We start from the raw sequence: 19,018 nt of genomic DNA on the forward strand, positions 1-19,018 counted from the left end.
AAGATGAGCTACACCAACTTCACCCTCGACATCGACGCCGACGGCATCGCGCTGATCACCTGGGACATGCCGGGACGCTCGATGAACGTCTTCACCGAGGAGGCGATGCGCGAGCTCAATGCCATCGTCGACAAGGTCGCCGGCGACGCCGCCGTCAAGGGCGCGGTCATCACCTCCGGCAAGGACAGCTTCTCCGGCGGCGCCGACATCACCATGCTGCAGAAGATGCTCGCCACCTTCGCCGTCGACAAGGAGAAGGACCTCGACAAGGCGACCAAGGCGCTGTTCGACAATGCCGGCTACATGACCGGCCTGTTCCGCAAGATCGAGACGTCCGGCAAGCCGTGGGTATCGGCGATCAACGGCACCTGCATGGGCGGCGCCTTCGAGATGTCGCTCGCCTGCCATGGCCGCGTCGCGGCCGATTCCGACAAGGTGAAGATGGCGCTTCCCGAGGTGAAGATTGGCATCTTCCCGGGCGCCGGCGGCACCCAGCGCGTGCCGCGGCTGACCGACCAGCAGCAGGCGCTGCAGATGCTGACCACCGGCCAGAATCTCACGCCGCAGAAAGCGAAGTCGATGGGCCTGATCCACGAGATCGCCGAGCCGAAGAAGCTTGTCGAGACCGCCAAGGCGATGATCAAAAACGGCCTGAGGCCGGTGGCGCCCTGGGACGAGAAAGGCTTCAAGCTGCCCGGCGGTCCGATCTATTCGGCGGCCGGCGCCAATCTCTGGCCGCCGGCCATCGCCATCCTGCGCCGCGAGACCTACGGCAATTACCCGGCCGCGGCCGCGATCCTGAAATGCGTCTATGAAGGCCTGCTGGTGCCCTTCGACACGGCGCTCAGGATCGAGCAGCGCTACTTCACCGAGATCATGCAGACCAAGCAAGCGGCGGCGATGATCCGCTCGTTATTCGTGTCGCTGCAGGAACTGAACAAGGGCGCGCGCCGTCCGGCCGGCGTGCCGGACACCAAGTTCAAGAAGATCGGCATCCTCGGCGCCGGCTTCATGGGCGCCGGCATTGCCTATGTCACGGCCAAGGCCGGCATTCCGGTCGTGCTGCTCGACCGCGACATGGAGTCGGCCGAGAAGGGCAAGGCGCATTCCGACAGCCTGATGGCGGATCAGGTCAAGAAGGGTCGCGCCAAGCCCGAGGAGAAGGACAGTCTCCTGTCGCTGATCACGCCGACGGCCGACTATGCCGACCTCGCCGGATGCGACCTCGTCGTCGAGGCGGTCTTTGAGGATTCGGCCGTCAAGAAGCTCGCCACCGAGAAGGCGGAGGCGGTGCTGAAGTCGTCGGCGATCTTCGCCTCGAACACCTCGACCATACCGATCACCTCGCTGGCCAAGAACTCGACGCGGCCGAAGAATTTCGTCGGCATCCACTTCTTCTCGCCGGTCGACAAGATGATGCTGGTCGAGATCATCCTGGGCAAGAAGACAGGCGACAAGGCGCTCGCGGTCGCCATCGATTTCGTGCGCGCCATCAAGAAGACGCCGATCGTCGTCAACGACACGCGCGGCTTCTACGTCAACCGCTGCGTGCTGCGCTATATGTCGGAAGCCTACAAGATGCTGATCGAAGGCGTGCCGGCGGCGATGATCGAGAACGCCGCCAAGGCCGCCGGCATGCCGGTCGGCCCGCTGGCGCTGACCGACGAGACGGCGATCGATCTTGCCCAGAAGATCATGAAGCAGACCATCAGGGATCTCGGCGAGAAGGCCGTCGATCCGAAGCAGATGGCGCTGATCAACACCATGGTCGACACGCATGGCCGCTTCGGCCGCAAGAATGGCAAGGGCTTCTATGACTACCCCGCCAAGCCGGCGAAGAAGAAGCTGTGGCCGGGCCTCAAGGACCTCTATCCGCAGCTCCGGCCGGAGAAGGTCGACTATGAGGAACTGAAGGAGCGCCTGCTGGTCACCATCGCGCTTGAGGCGGTCCGCGTGATGGAAGAGGGGATCGTCACCGATCCGCGCGAGGCCGATGTCGGCTCGATCCTGGCCTTCGGCTTCGCTCCCTTCACCGGCGGCGCGCTGTCCTACATCGACGGCATCGGCGCCAAGCGTTTCGCCAAGATCGCCAAGGGCCTGCAGAAGAAATACGGCGCCGAATTCAAGGCGCCCAAGCTTCTGCTCGACATGGCCGAGAAAGGCGAGACCTTCTACCAGCGCTTCGACCCCTACCAGAAGGGCGAGGTCAGGAAGGCCGCCTGAGGCCCGGTCGTGTATGTCTGGGGGCGCCTCGCGCGCATGACGGCCACGGCGCGAAGCCGTGGCCCTTACGTGGTCGGCGAGCAAAGCCGGCTGGCCTTCCGCTGCCTGCCGACCGACATCGACTTCAACGGCCATCTCAACAACGCGCGCTACATGATGCTGGCCGACCTCGGCCGCATCGACGTCTTTCTGCGCATCGGCCTCGTCGCTTTGGCGCGCAGGAACGGCTGGGCGCCGATGATCGGCGGACTCCAGGTGGCTTATGCACGCGAGATCAGGCTGTGGCGCCGCTTCGAGGTTATGTCGTCGATCGAGACCTGGGAAGGCACATCGGTCATCGGCAGGCACCGTTTCGTCCTGGACAATGGCGAAACGGCGGCGCTGATCAAGACCACCGGCGGCGTCTATGACCGTCGTGGCCGCCGCTTTCTCGAGATCGACGAGGTCGCCGCCGCGCTTGGCCGTTCCGCCGCGCCGCGCCCACCCACCGAGGCGGAGCGGATGTTCATGGCGTCTCACCAGACACTGCGACGCTTGGCCAAGGGCCCGCCCTAGAACGCGTCGCGTGCTGAAAACCGCTGCGGATTTTCCTGGAATGCTCCGGCGGTCGTCGGCGGGAAGAGAAGATTCAATGCGCAACCCCTCTTCAGCCGACCTTAAGCAAATCCGGCTAAGGCTAGGGCAATTCCAGGAAAACCGCGTAGCGGTCTTCCGTCCGGAATTGCGCAAAAACAAATGCTTGGAGCGGATCAGCGATTTTGTGAAAAGCTGAACCGCTCTGACTGCCGGACCGGGCTCGCGCAAACGGGTCGCGCCCGCTCTCCGGCACGGAGCGGAGACAGGGGCGTGGGCGACATAGTCCATTACATCAATGCTGTTTTCGACGCCTGGCGCGGCCAGGTGAATGACCCCGGCAAGCAGTGCGTTTTTGCATTTCTGCTCCTGCTTCTGGCCCTCGACATCGCCCGCAACGGCTGGCGGCTCTCCTGGTCGCGCCGCGCCGTCGAAAGCGGCGCGGCGACGCTGGCTATTTTCCACATCAACATCGTGCTTGTCCCCGCAGTCTGGCTGTTGTCGGAACAGATCAAGGCATTTTACGGCCTGCTCGGCATCCCGAGTGTGCCGAGCACGATCTGGGCTGGTCTGCCGGTCTGGATGCTCGGCCTCCTCGCCATACTGGCGCATGACTTCGCCAACTACTGGAACCATCGCGTCATGCACATGAAATGGCTCTGGCCGGTGCACGCGATCCACCATTCCGATCCAGTGGTCAACGGGTTGACGATGTACCGCGTCCACGCGCTCGAGATGCTGGTCATGTGGGGTTCCTACACGATCCTGCTGACCTGGCTTGGATTGCCCGCCGACGCCATGGGCATCGGCGCGGTGATCCTCGTGCTTCACAACGTCTATGTCCATGTCGACGTCGACTGGGGCCATGGCCCGCTGCGGATGCTCATCGCCTCGCCGCGCTTCCATCGCTGGCACCATGCCAACGAGCCGGCCGCATACGGCAAAAACCTCGCCAACGTGTTCCCGTTCTTCGACTGGATATTCGGCACCTATCGTGTGCCGGGGCCGTGCGCTGTCGCCATGGGAGCGGACGGGATACCGTCCAACGACGTTGTGCGGCTGACGTTGTGGCCGCTGCTGGAATGGGCGCGGATGGCGGGCCAGCGGCTGAAAGTGCTGCGCGGCTCGATCGGCGGGTTGGCGCGCGACACCAGCCTGGCCGAGGTCGGCACGCTCGACACCAACGCCGACTGACACGGAAAGCGCCATTGGCCGGCTCGCAGGCGGCCTGCGCTTGCGTAGGGCGGGTATCGAGGCTCTCGTCGACTTTCTCTTCAATCCGCTGTTCGCGCCGATGGACAATCGGACGGTCGCGCGCTAGACAACGCTGAGGCATTTTTTCCTGTTTCGAAGGAGAGCGGACTTGCTCTCACACGATCGCGTCTGGGCCGCAATCGACGCTCTTGCCGAGCGCTATTCGCTGTCTGCTTCCGGTCTCGCCAGGCGCGCGGGCCTCGATTCGACCGCCTTCAACAAGTCCAAGCGCCTGTCCTCCGACGGCCGGCCGCGCTGGCCCTCGACCGAATCGCTGGCCAAGATCATGGAGGCCACCGGCGCCTCGCTGCAGGAATTCACCGTGCTGGTCGAAGGCCACGGCGGCACCGCGGCGGCGCAGCCGCGCATGGCCGTTCCGCTGCTTGGCTTTGCCCAGGCCGGCGCCGGCGGCTTCTTCGACGATGCCGGCTATCCCTCGGGGCAGGGCTGGGATCTGGTCGAGCTTCCGACGCGGGCGGCGGAAACCTCCTATGCGCTGAAAATCCAGGGCGATTCCATGCTGCCGCTCTACCGCAACGGCGACGTGCTGATCGTCGAGCCCGGCGCGCCGACGCGCAAGGGCGACCGCGTCGTCGTCAAGACTGTTGCCGGCGAGGTTATGGCCAAGGTGCTCGATCGCCAGACCGCGAAGTCGATCGTGCTGGTCTCGCTCAATCCCGCTCACCCGGACCGCGACATCCCGATGCGCGAGGTCGAATGGGTGGCGCGGATCGTCTGGGCAAGCCAGTAGGTCCGGCCTGGTGCGGATTCTCCATCTTGGCCTTGCGCTTCTCGCGGTTCCGGCGATGGCGGCGCTGGTCGTCGCCGGAGGCCGTTCGCTGAAGGGCAGCGAAAGCGTCGTCGCGGTCGATCGGATCGATCCGGCCGATGCGCTTCCCAGGCAAGGCACCGATGCGGCGCCCGAGGAGCCTGCGACCTCCGCCATCCCGCAGCCGGCTGCTCCCGAGCCGCCGAAACCGGTGGCCCATTCGCGGGCGATCGATCCGGAGATCGTGGCGCCGCCCGAGCTTTCCGAGGAGCAGTTGGAGCGGGTCGAGCCGCGCGCGCCGCTCAGCGATCTGGCACTGGCCGGCCCGCCCAAGCCGCGCAAATCGAAGATGCCGGACGGCCGGGACGGCACCAAGCTGTTCCAACCCGTCGCTTCCGCCGCCGGCGTCATTGAGGCGAAAGGCTATTCTGTCACCGTTTCGGGTATCGAGGTGGTGAAGGACGACGAGACCTGCAGCGATGAAGGCAAATCCTGGGCCTGCGGCGCCCGGGCCCGGACCGCATTTCGAGCCTTCCTGCGCGGCCGGACGGTTGCCTGCGCGCTGCCTCCGCAAGGTGAGCGGGGCATCAATTCCACCGAGTGCTGGGTCGGCAACAAGGATGTCGGCGAGTGGCTGGTCGAGAATGGCTGGGCGCGCGCCGCGCAAGGCGGCCCCTATGTCGAGGCGAGCGACAAGGCGCGTGCGGCCCGGAAGGGCATCTTCGGCGCGGCGCCGAACCTTGGCGGCTTGCCCGCATTGCCGTCCGCTGCCGGCCCTGCGCCCGCCGCGCCGGCTTCGATCCTGCCTTCGGAAGACAGCGCCGTTACGCCGCCAACTGACCAGCCAGCGCCCGCCCAATGAGCGCGCGCGTCTCGGCGATGCCGTAAAGCGCCGCGAAGGAGCCGAAACGCGGTCCGCGCTCCTGTCCGATCAGCACCTGGTAAATCATCTGGAAGAAGGCGACCGACACGCCGGGGCCGCCTTCCGGACTCTGCTTGGAATGGTCCTGATAGCGCTCGATCCGCCGCGCGACGTTGAGCGCCGCGTTCTGGATCGCCTCGCCGTCGGCGCCTTGCGGCAGGGCACCGAGCGCTTGCGAGAGCTTCGCCAGCGCCTCGCGCTCCACCTCGTCGGCGGCGCGATAGACCTTGGTGGGCTTCACGAAATCGTCGAAATAGCGGATCGCGTAGCCGGTCAGACGGTCGAGCTCGGGATGCGTCTGCGGCGTCACGCCGGGCGCATGACGCGAGATGAAGCCCCACAGCACCGCCTTATCATGCGCGTTGGAAGCGCTCACCAGATTGAGCAGCAACGCGAACGGCACCGGCAGGTCGATGGCCGGCGGATTGCCGTCATGCATGTGCCAGACCGGGTTGCCGAGCCGCTCCTTCCAGTCCTGCCGGGGATAGGCGGAGAGGAAAGCATAGTATTCGTCGACCGCCTTCGGGATGACGTCGAAATAGAGCTTCTTGGCCTGCCGCGGCCGCTGGTACATGTAGAGGCCGAGGCTCTCGGTCGGCGCATAGGTCAGCCACTCGTCGATGGTGAGGCCGTTGCCCTTCGACTTCGAGATCTTCTGGCCGTTCTCGTCGAGGAACAGTTCGTAGACGAAATGCTCCGGCGCGCGGCCACCGAGGATGTTGCAGATGCGGTCGTAGATCGCCGCGTTGGTCTGGTGGTCCTTGCCGAACATCTCGAAATCGACGCCGAGCGCTGCCCAGCGCATGCCGAAATCCGGCTTCCACTGCAGCTTCACCTTGCCGCCGGTGACGGGCAGCGTGGTCTCGGTGCCTTCGTCGTCGAAGGTGATGGTGCCGGCCTTGGCGTCGACATGCTTCATCGGCACGTAGAGCACGCGGCCGCTCTTCGGCGAGATCGGCAGGAACGGACTGTAGGTCGCCTGGCGCTCTTCGCCCAGCGTCGGCAGCATCACCGCCATGATCTCGTCATAGCGCTCGGCGGCGCGCAGCAGCACTTCGTCGAAGCGGCCGGACTTGTAGTACTGGGTCGCGCTGGCGAACTCGTAGTCGAAGCCGAACGTGTCAAGGAAGCGGCACAGCATCGCGTTGTTGTGGTCGGCAAAGCTCGCATAGTCGCCGCCGAAGGGATTGGGCACCGCCGTGAGCGGCTTGTGCAGGTAGGGTTCGAGCGCCGCGCGATCCGGCACGTTGTCGGGGATCTTGCGCATGCCGTCCATGTCGTCGGAAAAACACAACAGCTTGGTCTTGACCTTGTCCCCGGTCAGCACCCGGAACGCGTGGCGCACCATGGTGGTGCGCGCCACCTCGCCGAAGGTGCCGATATGCGGCAGGCCGGACGGGCCGTAGCCGGTCTCGAACAGGACGGTCTCGGGAAAATCCTTGTTCTTATAGCGGGCAATGATCTTCTTGGCTTCCTCGAACGGCCATGCCTTGCTTTCGGCGGCCGCCGCAAGCATCTCGGGATTGAGATCGATAATGTTTGATCCCGTCATGTCAAAGTTCCAGTCATGTGCCGGCTTTCGCCGCGATAAGATTTTTCAACCGGTCTCTAGGCGCGACTGGCCGGAGCGTCAACGATTTGCGGCGGTTTTCCTTGCGGCGCGACAATGGCGCTCCTACGTTGGAGCTCGATGCATCAAGGAGTTTTGAATGCCTTCGCTGACGCCGCATGAAGCCCTGATCTACCTGATGGTCATCACCTCGGCTTCCGACCGCGACATGACCGATGTCGAGCTGGCGCGTATCGGCGACGTCGTCCGCTCCTGGCCGGTGTTCGTCGATTTCAACCAGGACAGGCTGGTGGCGGTGTCGCAGGAATGCCAGAAGGCGCTGCATGACAGGGACGGACTGGAAGGCGTCCTCGCGCATGTCGCGGCGGCGCTGCCGGAGCGGTTGCGCGACACGGCCTACGCGGCAGCCTTCGAGGTTGCGGCCGTCGATCTCGAAATGCGCATGGAGGAGGTGCGGGTACTGCAACTCATCCGCCTCAAGCTCGATCTGGATACGTTGACCGTTGCCGCGATCGCGCGTGCGGCCAAGGCGCGCCTGCGCACGCTGACGTGATTCTCGACAGCCCTCAGAAAAAACTCACCGGGAAGTAGCGCAGGTAGAACTCGGCAAAGGTTCCCTTGATCGAGATCTCCTGCAGCGCATAGTCGAAGGCCGCCGCCAGCGCCCGATCGCCCGCCCTGGTCGCGATCGCCATGCCCGAGCCCAGATATTCCGGCGCCAGGTACGGGCCGCCGGCAAAGCGGCAGCAGCCGGCCGCATTCGAACCGCCGAGCCAGAAGGCAAAGCGCATGCCGTCGCCGAAGGCGGCATCGATCTTGCCGGCCTTGAGATCGGCGTAGAGGTCTTCCGTCTTGTCGAATGGCACGACCTGCACCGTGCTGAAATAGTCGCGCAGCATCTTCTCATGCGCCGAGCCGGCGATGACGCCCACCCTTTTGCTGCGCAGCTTGTCGAGGATCGGCTCGGTGAAGGACTTGGCCTTCAGCATGATGAAGCGCGCCGGGAACTGCAGATAGGAACGCGAGAAGGCGTATTTCTCGCGGCTTTCCGGCGTCGTCGCGATGCCGGCGATGATCGCCTCGCCTTCGCCTTTCTGCAGCGCGTCGTCGAGCTCGTTCCATGGCAGCGCCTGGATCTGGCATTTCTCGACGATGCCGAGTTCGGCGCAGATCGCCCGCGCCAGGTCGATATGGAAACCCGACAGCCGGCCCGAGCCGTCGAGGAAGTTGAAGGGCGGAAAATCGGTGGTGGTGAGGAATCTCAGCCTCGGCAGCGCGGAAAGATCGGGCTTCGGCAGCCGCTCCTTGGCATCCCACAGCACCGGAACCTGCGGCTCCGCGGCCTGAGTCGCGCCTGCAAATGGCAGCGCCTCGATCAGCGCCGGCATCAGGGCCATGAATATCCACCGGAAAGTCACGATAAGGTTCCGCCCAGTCATGTTCTTGGCTTTTCGTATGAAAATGAAGCGGGCACAATTGTTTTTGATTTCAAACGGACGAATTAGGCGTATGGTTTAGCATGTTTGCAAGTGGCAGCGCGCGCAGGGCTCGGGGGAGATAACCGGCGTCACGAAGCAGCTTGCAATCCGGGGTTGATGGCGAAGGGTGGTTCGGGCATCTACCATTGGCAAACGAAGCAGAAGCAACATGGGGTAGATGTTGCGATGAGCATGTTCGATAGAACTCTGGAATACATAGACCAACTGCAGCATGCCAATACGGCGGCGGCGGTGTGCGAGCGGTTGCTCGGCGTCACCTCGAATTTCGGGCTGACGGCGCTGATGGCCGGGACCGTCCCGCAACCCGGCACGCCGCGAGGCCAGCAGAAGGACCATGTCCTGCTCTGCGACTGGCCGGTCGAATGGCTGGAGCGCTACGTGGCGCGCAACTATGTCGACCATGACCCGGTCGTCAGCCACATGAAGCAGTTGCAGGCCCCGTTCCAGTGGCGCGAGGCCTCGCAGGCCATTGTCATCGACAAAAGCAGCGACGAGGTCATGGGCGATGCCCGCGAGTTCAAGCTGCGCGATGGGCTCGCCTTCCCGCTGGTCACGCTCGACGGCCAGATCGTCATGGTCTCGCTGGGCGGCGAGGCCGTGGAGCTCTCGGAGGCCGAGTTCGGGATGGTCTCGCTGGCGTCCACCTACGCCGTCGGCCGCGCCATGCAGCTTCACACGATGGCTGGCAAGGTCATCGATCACATTGAATTGACGCCGCGCGAGCGCGAATGCCTGCAATGGGCGGCTGTTGGCAAGTCCGAGTGGGAGATTTCGCAGATACTCGGCATCTCGGAGCACACTTCCGAGAAACATCTGCTCAACGCCAAGAGCAAGCTGGGCGCCGCCAACCGTGTGCAGGCGGTCGCCGAGGCGATCAGGCGCGGTTATATCAGCTAGGTCGGGCGTTCCGGCCTGGAAATTCTGCCCGTGGATCGCCGCATTTCCGGGAAATCCGGCCGTATCTTCGTCTTGAGGGTGCGAGACGGCTAATGCTTTCTTAACGCCAAAAGCAAACTGAGCCTCGCCACCGTGTGCAGGCAGTCGCAGAGGCGATTAGGCGTGGCTATATTAGCGAGGTCGGCCGTGCTGGCCTAGAATTCTTGCCTACGCGATCGCGTAATATTTTCGGGAGGGCCCGGCCGTATCTTCCTCTTAAGCCCAGGAGACGGCTAATGCTTTTTTCCCTCACAACCCAGGAATTGATGGAACGTCCAGACCTTTGGGAGGCCGTCCACCGCCTGCGTCACCGGATCTTCGTCGAGGAGATGGGGTGGGCCGATCTCGACCGCCCGGACGGCCTCGAGATCGACCAGTTCGACCATGACGAGGCCGAACACCACCTGGTGATCCGCAACGGCGAGCTTGCCGGCTACCAGCGCATGTTGCCGACGACCCGGCCACACCTTCTGACCGACGTGCTGTCGGATCTATGCGAGGGGAATTCCCCCTCAGGGCCAAATGTCTGGGAGCTGACCCGCTATGCGGTGGCGCCGGGCTTTCGTGACGGCAAGCGCGGCGTTTCGACGGTCGGCACCGAGCTCATCGCCGGTTTCGTCGAATGGGGCCTCAAGCGCAACGTCAACCAGGTCATCATCGAGTTCGAACCGATGTGGGTGCTGCGGGCGTTGCAGCTGCACTTCCTGGCCAAGCCGCTCGGTTACCAGCGCACCTATGGCAACCAGCAGGTCGTGGCGACGCTGCTCACCTTCACCGAGCATACGCTCGATGTGGTGCGTCAGCGCCGCAACCATTTCCTGCCGGTGCTCAACCGGGGCTATCCCGGCCAGCTCGGCCTCAGGCAGGCTTCGTGATGGAGGCGGTCATGAGCTTCCATCCCGAACCGGAACTGCGCGGCCACACGCTGGTCGTCACGGTCTCCTCGCACGACGGCAGGCCTGTGCTGGACAGGCACGCCTATGCGAGCCTCGCCAGGACCTTCCACGAGGCCGCCGTCAATGACGACGTCCGCGTGATCGTGCTGCGCGGCCTCGCCGGCTGCTTCTGCCTCGGCGGCGACTTCTCGGAGTTCCTCGACGCCACCAAGCACCAGCAGCTGATCGCCGCCGTCACCGACATGTTCCGCATGCTTGCGACCTTCCCCAAGCCGGTCCTTGCCTGCGTGGACGGGGATGCCGTCGGCGTCGGCTGCACCATTCTGTTCCACTGCGACATGGTGATCGCTTCCAGGGGGAGCACCTTCAGGGTGCCGTTCGTCGATTTCGGTCTCGTGCCGGACGCCGCGACCAGCATCCTGGCGCCGCAGAAGCTCGGCTATGCCGGCGCCTTCCGCTTCTTCTGCCTCGGCGACACGCTGGGCGTCGACGACGCCAAGGCGCTCGGCCTGGTCGGCGAGATCGTGGAAGGCAGCGCCGAGGAAATGGCTTTGGCGCGGGCGAGGCAGCTCGCCAAGAAGCCGGTTGCCGCGCTGCTTCAGACGCGCGGCCTGCTCAAGGGCGATACGGACGTTCTGTGCGACCGCATCGACCATGAGATATCGCTGTTCCAGCAGGCGCTTCAAGACGACGCCACGCTGAAGCGGCTGCAGCGGATCGCCCGCCTGGCCGCCTGATTCCTGCATAAAACCTCAGCGCCGCGCACCGACAGTGCGCGGCGCTGTAATGTCGGGCGCCCGATCGGCGGGGCGTCGGGGAAAGTCACTTCTCCAGGAACGACGGCCCTTCGCCGATGATCTTCTTGTCATGTTTGCCGATGGCGTCGAGATCGCGCCCGTCGTAAGGCAGCGACAACAGGATCCGCTGCATGACGGCAAGCCGCGCGCGGCGCTTGTCGTTGGCGCGCACGATGATCCAGGGCGCGAATTCCTTGTGAGTGCGCTCGACCATCACGTCGCGCGCCTTGGTGTAGTCGTCCCACTTGTTGATGCCGGCGATGTCGATCGGCGAGAACTTCCAGTTCTTCAGCGGCGACCAGCGCCGGTCGTGGAACCGTTCGAGCTGCGTCTCGCGGCCGATGTTCAACCAGAATTTGAAGAAATGGATTCCCTCGTTGCAGATCATGCGCTCGAAATGCGGCGTCTCGTCGAGGAATTTCTCATGCTGCTCCGGCGTGCAGAAACCCATGACCGGCTCGACGCCGGCGCGGTTGTACCAGGAGCGGTCGAAGGTGACGAGCTCGCCAGAGGTCGGGAAATGGTCGACATAGCGCTGATAATACCATTGCCCGGTTTCCGTCGGCGTCGGCTTGGTCAGCGCCACGTTGCGCGCTGTGCGCGGGTTCATATATTGCCGCAGCACGAAGATCGTGCCGCCCTTGCCGGCCGCGTCGCGTCCTTCGAAGAGCGCCATCACCCGCTTGCCGGTCGCCTGCAGCCAGGCCTGCGCCTTGACCAGCTCGATCTGCAGTTCCTCGAGCTCCCTGTCGTAGTCCTCGCTCTTCATCTTCTTGTCGTAAGGATATCCGCCGGCGGCCAGCTTGTTGTCCTCGATCCAGTCCGGAAGCACCGGGTTGTCGATGTCGAACTCGCGTTCCTTGCCGCCGATCCTGATCTTGATCGGTCCCGCGGCAGGCGCCGCTTCGGCTTTTTCCTTGGCATTTTTCATCGAGGCGAACCTTTCCAGCTTGCGGACTCGTGCTATGGGAGCCTGTAAGGCGTCGCGTCCGTCTGGACGCGAGGGCGTCGTAGCATGTTGATTTTGCGCATGAACATTCCGGAAAATCGATTCTGATTTTTGTGGGGTGTCATGCGCCGGTCCGGTCGGGTGAATTTCACCGCGGAGATACGGGGCAGCGCGTGGTCGATAAGGGCGAGGACCAGGAAGGCGCAACGCAAGCGACCGTAGCCGGGCTGCGGCGCAGCCCTTGGTTGCTGGCCGCGGCTGTCGTCGCGGTCCTCGCTGTCTACGCTTTCGGCGGCCTGTCGATCTATGTGCCGCTGCTGGCCCTGGCGTTGCTGGCCGCCGCCGCGATGCTGCCCGCCGACGTCGAGCGACAGTCCGCCGACGATGCGGCGGCGATCGAGGCCGGCGGCCTGCAGCGGCTGTCTGGCGAGTATCTGGCCGCCGCCGTTGCCGATCCGCTGATCATCTTCGACCGGACGGCAGCCATCGTCCATGCCAACGCGGCCGCTTTTGCCGCCTTCGGCGGACTGGCGCCCGGCATGTCGCTGTCGCTCAAGTTCCGCGCTCCGGAAATGCAGGCCTTGCTCGACGGCATCGTCTCGGGGGCCGTGGCGTCCGATGTCGTCGAGTATACGGAAAAGCTGCCGGTCGAGCGCACATACCGGGTGAGCGCGTCATCGGTCGGCCATGCCACCGGTCTCTATGTGCTGGTATTCAAGGATCAGAGCGAGGCACGCCGCATCGACCGCATGCGCGCCGACTTCATCGCCAATGCCAGCCACGAGTTGCGCACCCCGCTCGCCTCCATCGCCGGCTTCATCGAGACCTTGCGCGGCCCGGCGCGCGGCGATCCGGCGGCACGCGACCAGTTTCTGCAGATCATGCAGAACCAGACGGGCCGCATGGCGCGCCTGATCGACGATCTGTTGTCGCTGTCGCGGCTGGAGATGAAGCCCTATCTGCGGCCGGGAACCGAGGTCGATCTTCACCAGACCATCGACAGCGTCATCGATTCCCTCGGGCCGCTGGCCAGCGAGAACGGCGTCGTCATCGAACGGGATTTCATCGATGGCCCGCTTTCCGTGCCCGGCGACCGCGACGAGCTCTTCCAGGTTTTCGAGAATCTCCTGGAGAATGCCTGCAAATACGGCCAGTCAGGCGGGCGCGTCACCGTGTCCATCGCAGGCAGCGAAGACGGCCAGGAAGCGGGCATCGACGTCACCATAAGAGACTATGGCCCCGGCATAGCCGAGGAGCACATTCCCCGCATCACGGAGCGCTTCTACCGCGTCGATGTCGAAAACAGCCGGACCCAGAAAGGCACCGGCCTTGGCCTTTCCATCGTCAAGCATATATTGACTCGTCATAATGCAAGGCTGTCGATCAAGTCGGAAGTCGGCAAGGGCGCGGCGTTCACGGTTCATTTGCCGACTAGCTGACTCCTGTATTGGTTGCCAACCGGCAATTTCTTCTTTCTGTCATCCGGTTCGCGTATCAGCGACAGATTGAGGGAACGCACCAGCCGGCAAAAACCGGGAAGGCATAACCATGCAGTCCGTCCATACTATGAGTGCCTATGACGAAGAACTGAAATTCCTGTCGAAGCGCATCGCCGCCATGGGCGGGCACGCCGAGCGCATGGTCGAGCAGGCGGTGGCGGCCCTCGTGAACGCCGATCCGGGCCTGGCGCAGAAGGTCATCCAGGACGATCTTGTCCTCGACGAGGGCCAGCGCGAGATCGACGACAAGGCGATCGTCATCATCGCCAGGCGCCAGCCGATGGCGACGGATCTGCGCGAGATCGTCGGCGCCATCCGCATCTCGGCCGATATCGAGCGCGTCGGCGATCTCGGCAAGAACGTCGCCAAGCGCGTCGCGGCGGTCATCGACGGCCGCCAGCCGAGCAGCCTGTTCCGCGGCCTCGAGGCGCTGGCCAATCTGGCGCTGACGCAGCTCAAGGAAGTGCTCGACGTCTACGCCTCGCGCTCGGTCGAGAAGATCGGCTTCGTGCGCGACCGCGACGACCAGATCGACGCCATGTATACCTCGCTGTTTCGCGAGCTCCTGACCTATATGATGGAAGATCCGCGCAACATCACGCCCTGCACCCATCTTCTCTTCTGCGCCAAGAACATCGAGCGGATCGGCGACCACGCCACCAACATCGCCGAAACCATCTATTACATCGTCACCGGCGACCAGATGCCGGCCGACCGGCCGAAGGGCGACAAGACCGACCAGGTGGTGTTTCCTGGCCCCGTATCGGCCAAATGACCCGATATCGGCCCGATATCGGCTAAGTGAACGGGGGCCCCCTCGAACGGCTTTCTAATTTAGGCTAAGCTCCTCCAGGTGCAGCGATTTTGTCAGTCGCTGTCTCGGGAGGTTTGCGATGGAACAAGTTCGAAACCTGACCCCGGCCCCGCAGCCGACATCCGGCATCATTGCGTCCAGCGTCTATTCCGCCGGCAAGCGCGTGGCCGACATTGCGATCGAAGAGGCAGGTGTGTGGGCGACAAAGCCCGGCCATGTCGTCTGGATCGGGCTGCTCGAGCCGGACCGCAACCTGCTGCTCAGGGTGCAGTCGCAATTTCACCTGCATGACCTGGCGATCGAGGACGCCGAGCATCCGCATCAGCGGCCGAAGATCGAACAATATGGCGATGCCTTGTTCATCGTCGCCCGCACGGCGCAACTGATCGATGGCCGCGTCACGTTCGGCGAGACGCATCTCTTCGTCGGCAGCGGCTATATCGTCAGCGTCAGGCATGGCCCCTCGACTTCCTACGCCGCGGTGCGCCAACACTGGGAAAGCTGCCCGTCCTCGCTCGCCAAGGGCGAGGATTTCGTCCTCTATGCCATTCTCGACTTCATCGTCGACAACTACATGCCCGTGCTCGAGCAGATCGAGGACGAGGTCGAGCAGATCGAGGACAAGGTGCTGCTGAAGCCGATGACCGGCGCCGACATCGAACGGCTCTATATGCTGCGCCGTGATCTGCTCAGGCTGCGCAACGCGGCGCTGCCTTTGGTCGAGGTCTGCCGCCGCCTGACCAGCGCCGAGCTGCCGCAGATCCATGCCGCCATGCATCCGCTGTTCCGCGACGTGACCGACCACATCCGCACCGTGCAGGAAAAGATCGACAGCCTGCGCGAGGTCCTGGCCTTCGCCTTCGAGGCCAGCCTTCTGGTCGGACAGAGCCAGGAAACGGCGATCTCGAAAAAACTCGCCTCCTGGGCCGCCATCCTGGCGGTGCCGACAGCCTTCGCCGGCATTTACGGCATGAATTTCAACGACATGCCGGAACTGCATATGGAGTATGGCTACCCGACCGTGCTGGTTGCGATCGCGCTGATCTGCTCGTTCTTGTACTGGCGGTTCCGGAAGAATGGTTGGTTGTGAAAAGTGAATAGCGAATAGGGAGTAGCCAATAGGGACAAGAGAAGCTTGCGCCCCACTCGGGATGCCAGCACCCTTCTATTCGCTATTCGCTATTCGCTATTCGCTATTCGCTATTCGCTATTCGCTATTCGCTATTCGCTATTCGCTCAGCGGCTTCTGCGCCGCTCCGCCGCCGGCTGGAACGCGACACGAGAGTGATATTTGCAGTACGGCCCGGTCTCGCCCGCGTCGTTGCCGCAGAAGCTGAAGTCTTCCGACAGCGGATCGCCGTTCGGCCACTTGCAGGTGCGCTCGGTCAGCTCGACGAGCTGCAGGTTGCGCGAAATCGGCACCACGACGTTCTCGACCGGGCGGATATAATGGCGCGCCACCGGCTCCGCGTCGAACTGCACCTGCAGCGCGGTCGCGCCGATGGTAGCCGTCACATGACGCGCAGCACTTGCGGCGCGGGCGACCGATTTCTGCATCGAGGCCCCTTGCGTCGCCTTCTTCTGCCGCGCGGGTGCCGTGGTCGCGCGGCCGCGGCCCGACAGTTTCAGGCGATGCACCTTGCCGATGACGGCGTTGCGGCTCACGCCGCCGAGCTGCGCGGCGATCTGGCTGGCGCTGAGGCCCTCCGACCACAATTTCCTGAGAAGTTCGACCCGCTCGTCAGTCCAGTTCATGAGACCGCGCTCCTGCTGAGGCGTACGGCAGCCAGAATCCTTTCCCGCCCCGGCTCCCGCCGGGCAAACAACACCACATGTACCGGGTGATTAGATCCGCCGCACGAAATCTAGTTATTTCTCGACTACAATTACCTTATGCGCTGACTCGGTGACAAGAGTCCCCAGGGCAACACGATTCGGTTTTTTCGGTTTTCCCCAACTTGCCTGACCGCTCATGAGCCGGCGTGCCGCTGGAGCCTTGCCGTGCGCTACTGCGCGACGTTTTCGTTGACTTCATGGCCGAAAAACATGATAAGCCGCAAAGGCCGCCGCATTGGCGGCTTTTTTGATTTCCGGTTCCGGAGACGCATATAATGAGCGGTTCGGCGCTTTACGAGACCTTTGCTCGCGCACCCCTGGCCTTCGACCGCGGGGAGGGGACTTGGCTGGTCACCAACAAGGGCGAGCGATATCTCGATTTCGCCGGCGGCATCGCCGTGAATTCGCTTGGCCACAGCCATCCGCATCTGGTCGCCGCTCTCACCGGGCAGGCCGCCAAGCTCTGGCACGTCTCCAATCTCTACGAGATCCCCGAGCAGCGCCGGCTGGGCGAGCGGCTGGTCGAAGCGACCTTCGCCGACAAGGTGTTCTTCACCAATTCGGGCGCCGAGGCGCTGGAATGCGCGATCAAGACGGCGCGGCGCTACCAGTTCGTCAAGGGCCATCCGGAGCGTTTCCGCATCATCACCTTCGAAGGCGCCTTCCATGGCCGCACGCTGGCGACGATCGCCGCCGGCGGCCAGTACAAATATCTCGAGGGTTTCGGTCCGAAGGTCGAGGGCTTCGACCAGGTCGCGTTCGACGACATCGACGCCGCCGAGAAGGCGATCACGCCGGAAACCGCGGCCATACTGATCGAGCCAGTGCAGGGCGAGGGCGGCATTCGCCCGGTGCCGACGCAGTCGTTGAAGCGCCTGCGGCAGCTCTGCGACCAGCACGGCCTGCTTCTGATCTTCGACGAGGTCCAGTGCGGCATCGGCCGCACCGGCAAGCTGTTCGCGCATGAGTGGGCGGGCGTCGCGCCCGACCTGATGGCGATCGCCAAGGGCATAGGCGGCGGCTTCCCGATGGGCGCCTGCCTGGCCACCGACGAGGCCGCGACCGGCATGACGGCCGGCGTGCACGGCACCACTTTCGGCGGCAATCCGCTGGCGATGGCCGTCGGCAATGCCGTGCTCGACGTGGTGCTGGCCGAGGGTTTCCTCGAGGACGTGCAGCGCAAGGCGCTGCTGCTCAAGCAGGGCCTGGTCGCGGTCGTCGACGAATATCCCGAGATCATCGACGGCATACGGGGCACCGGCCTGATGCTTGGCCTGAAATGCGCCATGCCCAACACCAAGGTGAACATGGCGCTGCGCGACCAGCACCTGCTTGCCGTGCCGGCCGGCGACAACGTCATCCGCCTCTTGCCGCCGCTCACCGTTACCGACGAGGAGATCGGCGAGGCCCTGAAGCGCATCCGCGCCGGCGCCAAGGGCCTGACCGATGCGATTGCGGCCGAAGCCGCGAAGTAATTCTGGAATTTGCCGATGAGCGTTCGCCACTTCACCGACCTGTCCGCCGTTTCCGCGGGCGACCTGCGCATCATGCTGGACGATGCGGTGGCGCGAAAGACCAGGCTCAAGGCCGGCGAGCGTTCGAAGCCGCTCGAAGGCAAGGTCCTGGCGATGATCTTCGACAAGCCGTCGACGCGCACGCGCGTTTCCTTCGACGTCGGCATGCGCCAGCTCGGCGGCGAGACCATCATGCTGACGGGCACCGAGATGCAGCTCGGCCGTTCCGAAACCATCGCCGACACGGCGAAGGTGCTGTCGCGCTATGTCGATGCCATCATGATCCGCACCACTTCGCATGACCGGCTGCTGGAGTTGACCCAGAATGCCACCGTGCCGGTGATCAACGGGCTGACCGACGATACCCATCCCTGCCAGTTGATGGCGGATATCATGACCTACGAGGAGCACCGCGGCCCGGTGGCCGGCAAGACCTTCGCCTGGACCGGCGACGGCAACAATGTGCTGCATTCGCTCCTGGAAGCTTCGGCGCGGTTCCGCTTCAATCTCAATGTCGCGGTGCCCGAAGGCAGCGAGCCTTTCGAGAAATATGTCGACTGGTCGAAGGCCAATGGCGGCAAGGTCAGGTTTGCCCGCACGGCCGAGGAGGCCGTCGACCAGGCGGATTGCGTCGTGACCGACAGCTGGGTGTCGATGGGCCAGGAACATCGCGCCCGCGGCCACAACGTCTTCCTGCCCTACCAGGTCAATGCCGCGCTGATGGCCAGGGCGAAGTCCGATGCGCTGTTCATGCACTGCCTGCCGGCGCATCGCGGCGAGGAGGTCACCGACGAGGTCATCGACGGGCCGCATTCGGTGGTGTTCGACGAGGCCGAGAACCGGCTGCACGCCCAGAAGGCGGTGCTGGCCTGGTGCCTGGGCGCTTGATCGGGCCCGGCTTGAACCAGGTTGTCTTGATCCAGGATTACGCGATGCCTATTTGCGGGCCATCACGTAAATCGAACGC

At 64.0% G+C, this 19,018-nt stretch carries 18 protein-coding genes; 14 read left to right on the plus strand and 4 right to left on the minus strand.

The genetic code is table 11. The features are described 5' to 3' along the window. Window positions 1-3: 3 nt before the first annotated feature. The 5 genes from EN874_RS25490 to EN874_RS25510 all read left to right on the plus strand — a co-directional run bounded on the left by EN874_RS25490 (window position 4) and on the right by EN874_RS25510 (window position 5,681). Complete coding sequence (locus EN874_RS25490) at window positions 4-2,223, plus strand: 3-hydroxyacyl-CoA dehydrogenase NAD-binding domain-containing protein (RefSeq protein WP_127427692.1); 2,220 nt, start codon at window positions 4-6, stop codon at window positions 2,221-2,223. A 9-nt stretch (window positions 2,224-2,232) separates the two neighbouring features. After that, window positions 2,233-2,778, plus strand: coding sequence for a thioesterase family protein (locus tag EN874_RS25495; RefSeq protein ID WP_127427693.1), 546 nt, complete (start codon window positions 2,233-2,235; stop codon window positions 2,776-2,778). 291 nt (window positions 2,779-3,069) lie between these two features. Next, entirely contained in the window at window positions 3,070-3,990 is a 921-nt protein-coding gene (locus EN874_RS25500; protein WP_168247600.1) for a sterol desaturase family protein, read from the plus strand. 169 nt (window positions 3,991-4,159) lie between these two features. Then, window positions 4,160-4,801: a helix-turn-helix transcriptional regulator gene (locus EN874_RS25505; RefSeq protein WP_127427695.1), complete on the plus strand. Its 642-nt coding sequence runs from the start codon at window positions 4,160-4,162 to the stop codon at window positions 4,799-4,801. Window positions 4,802-4,811: 10 nt separating this feature from the next. Further along, the gene (locus EN874_RS25510; protein ID WP_245513667.1) at window positions 4,812-5,681 is read left to right on the plus strand and encodes a thermonuclease family protein; all 870 of its coding nucleotides are present in this window, start codon (window positions 4,812-4,814) and stop codon (window positions 5,679-5,681) included. Here EN874_RS25510 and EN874_RS25515 read toward each other — a convergent pair. Continuing rightward, window positions 5,644-7,293 carry a lysine--tRNA ligase gene (locus EN874_RS25515; protein ID WP_127427696.1) on the minus strand — a complete coding sequence of 550 codons (1,650 nt, stop codon included), beginning with the start codon at window positions 7,291-7,293 and terminating at the stop codon, window positions 5,644-5,646. The genes EN874_RS25510 and EN874_RS25515 overlap by 38 nt on opposite strands. A 157-nt stretch (window positions 7,294-7,450) precedes the next feature. Here EN874_RS25515 and EN874_RS25520 point away from each other — a divergent pair, with 157 nt between their 5' ends. After that, window positions 7,451-7,864, plus strand: a complete 414-nt coding sequence (locus EN874_RS25520; RefSeq protein WP_127427697.1) for a tellurite resistance TerB family protein — start codon at window positions 7,451-7,453, stop codon at window positions 7,862-7,864. Window positions 7,865-7,877: 13 nt separating this feature from the next. Here EN874_RS25520 and EN874_RS25525 read toward each other — a convergent pair whose 3' ends face one another. Continuing rightward, window positions 7,878-8,708, minus strand: coding sequence for a transporter substrate-binding domain-containing protein (locus EN874_RS25525; RefSeq protein ID WP_127427698.1), 831 nt, complete (start codon window positions 8,706-8,708; stop codon window positions 7,878-7,880). Between the two features lie 267 nt (window positions 8,709-8,975). Between EN874_RS25525 and EN874_RS25530 the strand changes: the two genes are divergently transcribed. From EN874_RS25530 to EN874_RS25540, 3 genes are all read left to right on the plus strand, one after another. Next, window positions 8,976-9,707: a LuxR family transcriptional regulator gene (locus EN874_RS25530; RefSeq protein ID WP_126085958.1), complete on the plus strand. Its 732-nt coding sequence runs from the start codon at window positions 8,976-8,978 to the stop codon at window positions 9,705-9,707. 275 nt (window positions 9,708-9,982) lie between these two features. Next, window positions 9,983-10,621, plus strand: a complete 639-nt coding sequence (locus tag EN874_RS25535; protein ID WP_127427699.1) for an acyl-homoserine-lactone synthase — start codon at window positions 9,983-9,985, stop codon at window positions 10,619-10,621. Window positions 10,622-10,632: 11 nt separating this feature from the next. Continuing rightward, a complete protein-coding gene (locus tag EN874_RS25540) occupies window positions 10,633-11,379 on the plus strand; it encodes an enoyl-CoA hydratase-related protein (protein ID WP_126085956.1) in 747 nt (248 codons plus the stop codon). An 85-nt stretch (window positions 11,380-11,464) separates the two neighbouring features. On the opposite strand, the gene ppk2 is transcribed toward EN874_RS25540, so the two are convergent. Continuing rightward, entirely contained in the window at window positions 11,465-12,370 is a 906-nt protein-coding gene (gene ppk2 / locus EN874_RS25545) for a polyphosphate kinase 2 (RefSeq protein WP_127427700.1), read from the minus strand. Window positions 12,371-12,615: 245 nt separating this feature from the next. Here ppk2 and EN874_RS25550 point away from each other — a divergent pair, with 245 nt between their 5' ends. The 3 genes from EN874_RS25550 to EN874_RS25560 all read left to right on the plus strand — a co-directional run bounded on the left by EN874_RS25550 (window position 12,616) and on the right by EN874_RS25560 (window position 15,791). Continuing rightward, window positions 12,616-13,827: an ATP-binding protein gene (locus tag EN874_RS25550; RefSeq protein WP_245513672.1), complete on the plus strand. Its 1,212-nt coding sequence runs from the start codon at window positions 12,616-12,618 to the stop codon at window positions 13,825-13,827. Between the two features lie 109 nt (window positions 13,828-13,936). Continuing rightward, window positions 13,937-14,662, plus strand: coding sequence for a phosphate signaling complex protein PhoU (gene phoU, locus EN874_RS25555; protein ID WP_126085953.1), 726 nt, complete (start codon window positions 13,937-13,939; stop codon window positions 14,660-14,662). Window positions 14,663-14,780: 118 nt separating this feature from the next. Beyond that, window positions 14,781-15,791: a magnesium and cobalt transport protein CorA gene (locus tag EN874_RS25560; protein ID WP_127427702.1), complete on the plus strand. Its 1,011-nt coding sequence runs from the start codon at window positions 14,781-14,783 to the stop codon at window positions 15,789-15,791. A gap of 146 nt (window positions 15,792-15,937) precedes the next feature. On the opposite strand, the gene EN874_RS25565 is transcribed toward EN874_RS25560, so the two are convergent. Beyond that, window positions 15,938-16,456 carry a GcrA family cell cycle regulator gene (locus tag EN874_RS25565; RefSeq protein WP_127427703.1) on the minus strand — a complete coding sequence of 173 codons (519 nt, stop codon included), beginning with the start codon at window positions 16,454-16,456 and terminating at the stop codon, window positions 15,938-15,940. A gap of 356 nt (window positions 16,457-16,812) precedes the next feature. Here EN874_RS25565 and EN874_RS25570 point away from each other — a divergent pair, with 356 nt between their 5' ends. Both EN874_RS25570 and argF read left to right on the plus strand, forming a co-directional pair. Beyond that, the gene (locus EN874_RS25570; RefSeq protein WP_127427704.1) at window positions 16,813-18,012 is read left to right on the plus strand and encodes an aspartate aminotransferase family protein; all 1,200 of its coding nucleotides are present in this window, start codon (window positions 16,813-16,815) and stop codon (window positions 18,010-18,012) included. 15 nt (window positions 18,013-18,027) lie between these two features. After that, the gene (gene argF / locus EN874_RS25575) at window positions 18,028-18,939 is read left to right on the plus strand and encodes an ornithine carbamoyltransferase (protein WP_127427705.1); all 912 of its coding nucleotides are present in this window, start codon (window positions 18,028-18,030) and stop codon (window positions 18,937-18,939) included. Window positions 18,940-19,018 lie beyond the last annotated feature (79 nt).

It is taken from the genome of Mesorhizobium sp. M1D.F.Ca.ET.231.01.1.1 (genome assembly GCF_003999155.2).
Classification (GTDB): Bacteria; Pseudomonadota; Alphaproteobacteria; order Rhizobiales; family Rhizobiaceae; genus Mesorhizobium.

What these genes read in the sequence shown, in the direction of transcription:
- EN874_RS25530 (WP_126085958.1), top strand. Translation starts at nt 8,976, where the DNA reads ATGAGCATGTTCGATAGAACTCTGGAATACATAGACCAACTGCAGCAT.
- EN874_RS25560 (WP_127427702.1), top strand. Translation starts at nt 14,781, where the DNA reads ATGGAACAAGTTCGAAACCTGACCCCGGCCCCGCAGCCGACATCCGGC.
- EN874_RS25490 (WP_127427692.1), top strand. Translation starts at nt 4, where the DNA reads ATGAGCTACACCAACTTCACCCTCGACATCGACGCCGACGGCATCGCG.
- argF (WP_127427705.1), top strand. Translation starts at nt 18,028, where the DNA reads ATGAGCGTTCGCCACTTCACCGACCTGTCCGCCGTTTCCGCGGGCGAC.
- phoU (WP_126085953.1), top strand. Translation starts at nt 13,937, where the DNA reads ATGCAGTCCGTCCATACTATGAGTGCCTATGACGAAGAACTGAAATTC.
- EN874_RS25535 (WP_127427699.1), top strand. Translation starts at nt 9,983, where the DNA reads ATGCTTTTTTCCCTCACAACCCAGGAATTGATGGAACGTCCAGACCTT.
- EN874_RS25525 (WP_127427698.1), bottom strand. Translation starts at nt 8,708, where the DNA reads ATGGCCCTGATGCCGGCGCTGATCGAGGCGCTGCCATTTGCAGGCGCG.
- EN874_RS25515 (WP_127427696.1), bottom strand. Translation starts at nt 7,293, where the DNA reads ATGACGGGATCAAACATTATCGATCTCAATCCCGAGATGCTTGCGGCG.
- EN874_RS25570 (WP_127427704.1), top strand. Translation starts at nt 16,813, where the DNA reads ATGAGCGGTTCGGCGCTTTACGAGACCTTTGCTCGCGCACCCCTGGCC.
- ppk2 (WP_127427700.1), bottom strand. Translation starts at nt 12,370, where the DNA reads ATGAAAAATGCCAAGGAAAAAGCCGAAGCGGCGCCTGCCGCGGGACCG.
- EN874_RS25520 (WP_127427697.1), top strand. Translation starts at nt 7,451, where the DNA reads ATGCCTTCGCTGACGCCGCATGAAGCCCTGATCTACCTGATGGTCATC.
- EN874_RS25540 (WP_126085956.1), top strand. Translation starts at nt 10,633, where the DNA reads ATGAGCTTCCATCCCGAACCGGAACTGCGCGGCCACACGCTGGTCGTC.
- EN874_RS25565 (WP_127427703.1), bottom strand. Translation starts at nt 16,456, where the DNA reads ATGAACTGGACTGACGAGCGGGTCGAACTTCTCAGGAAATTGTGGTCG.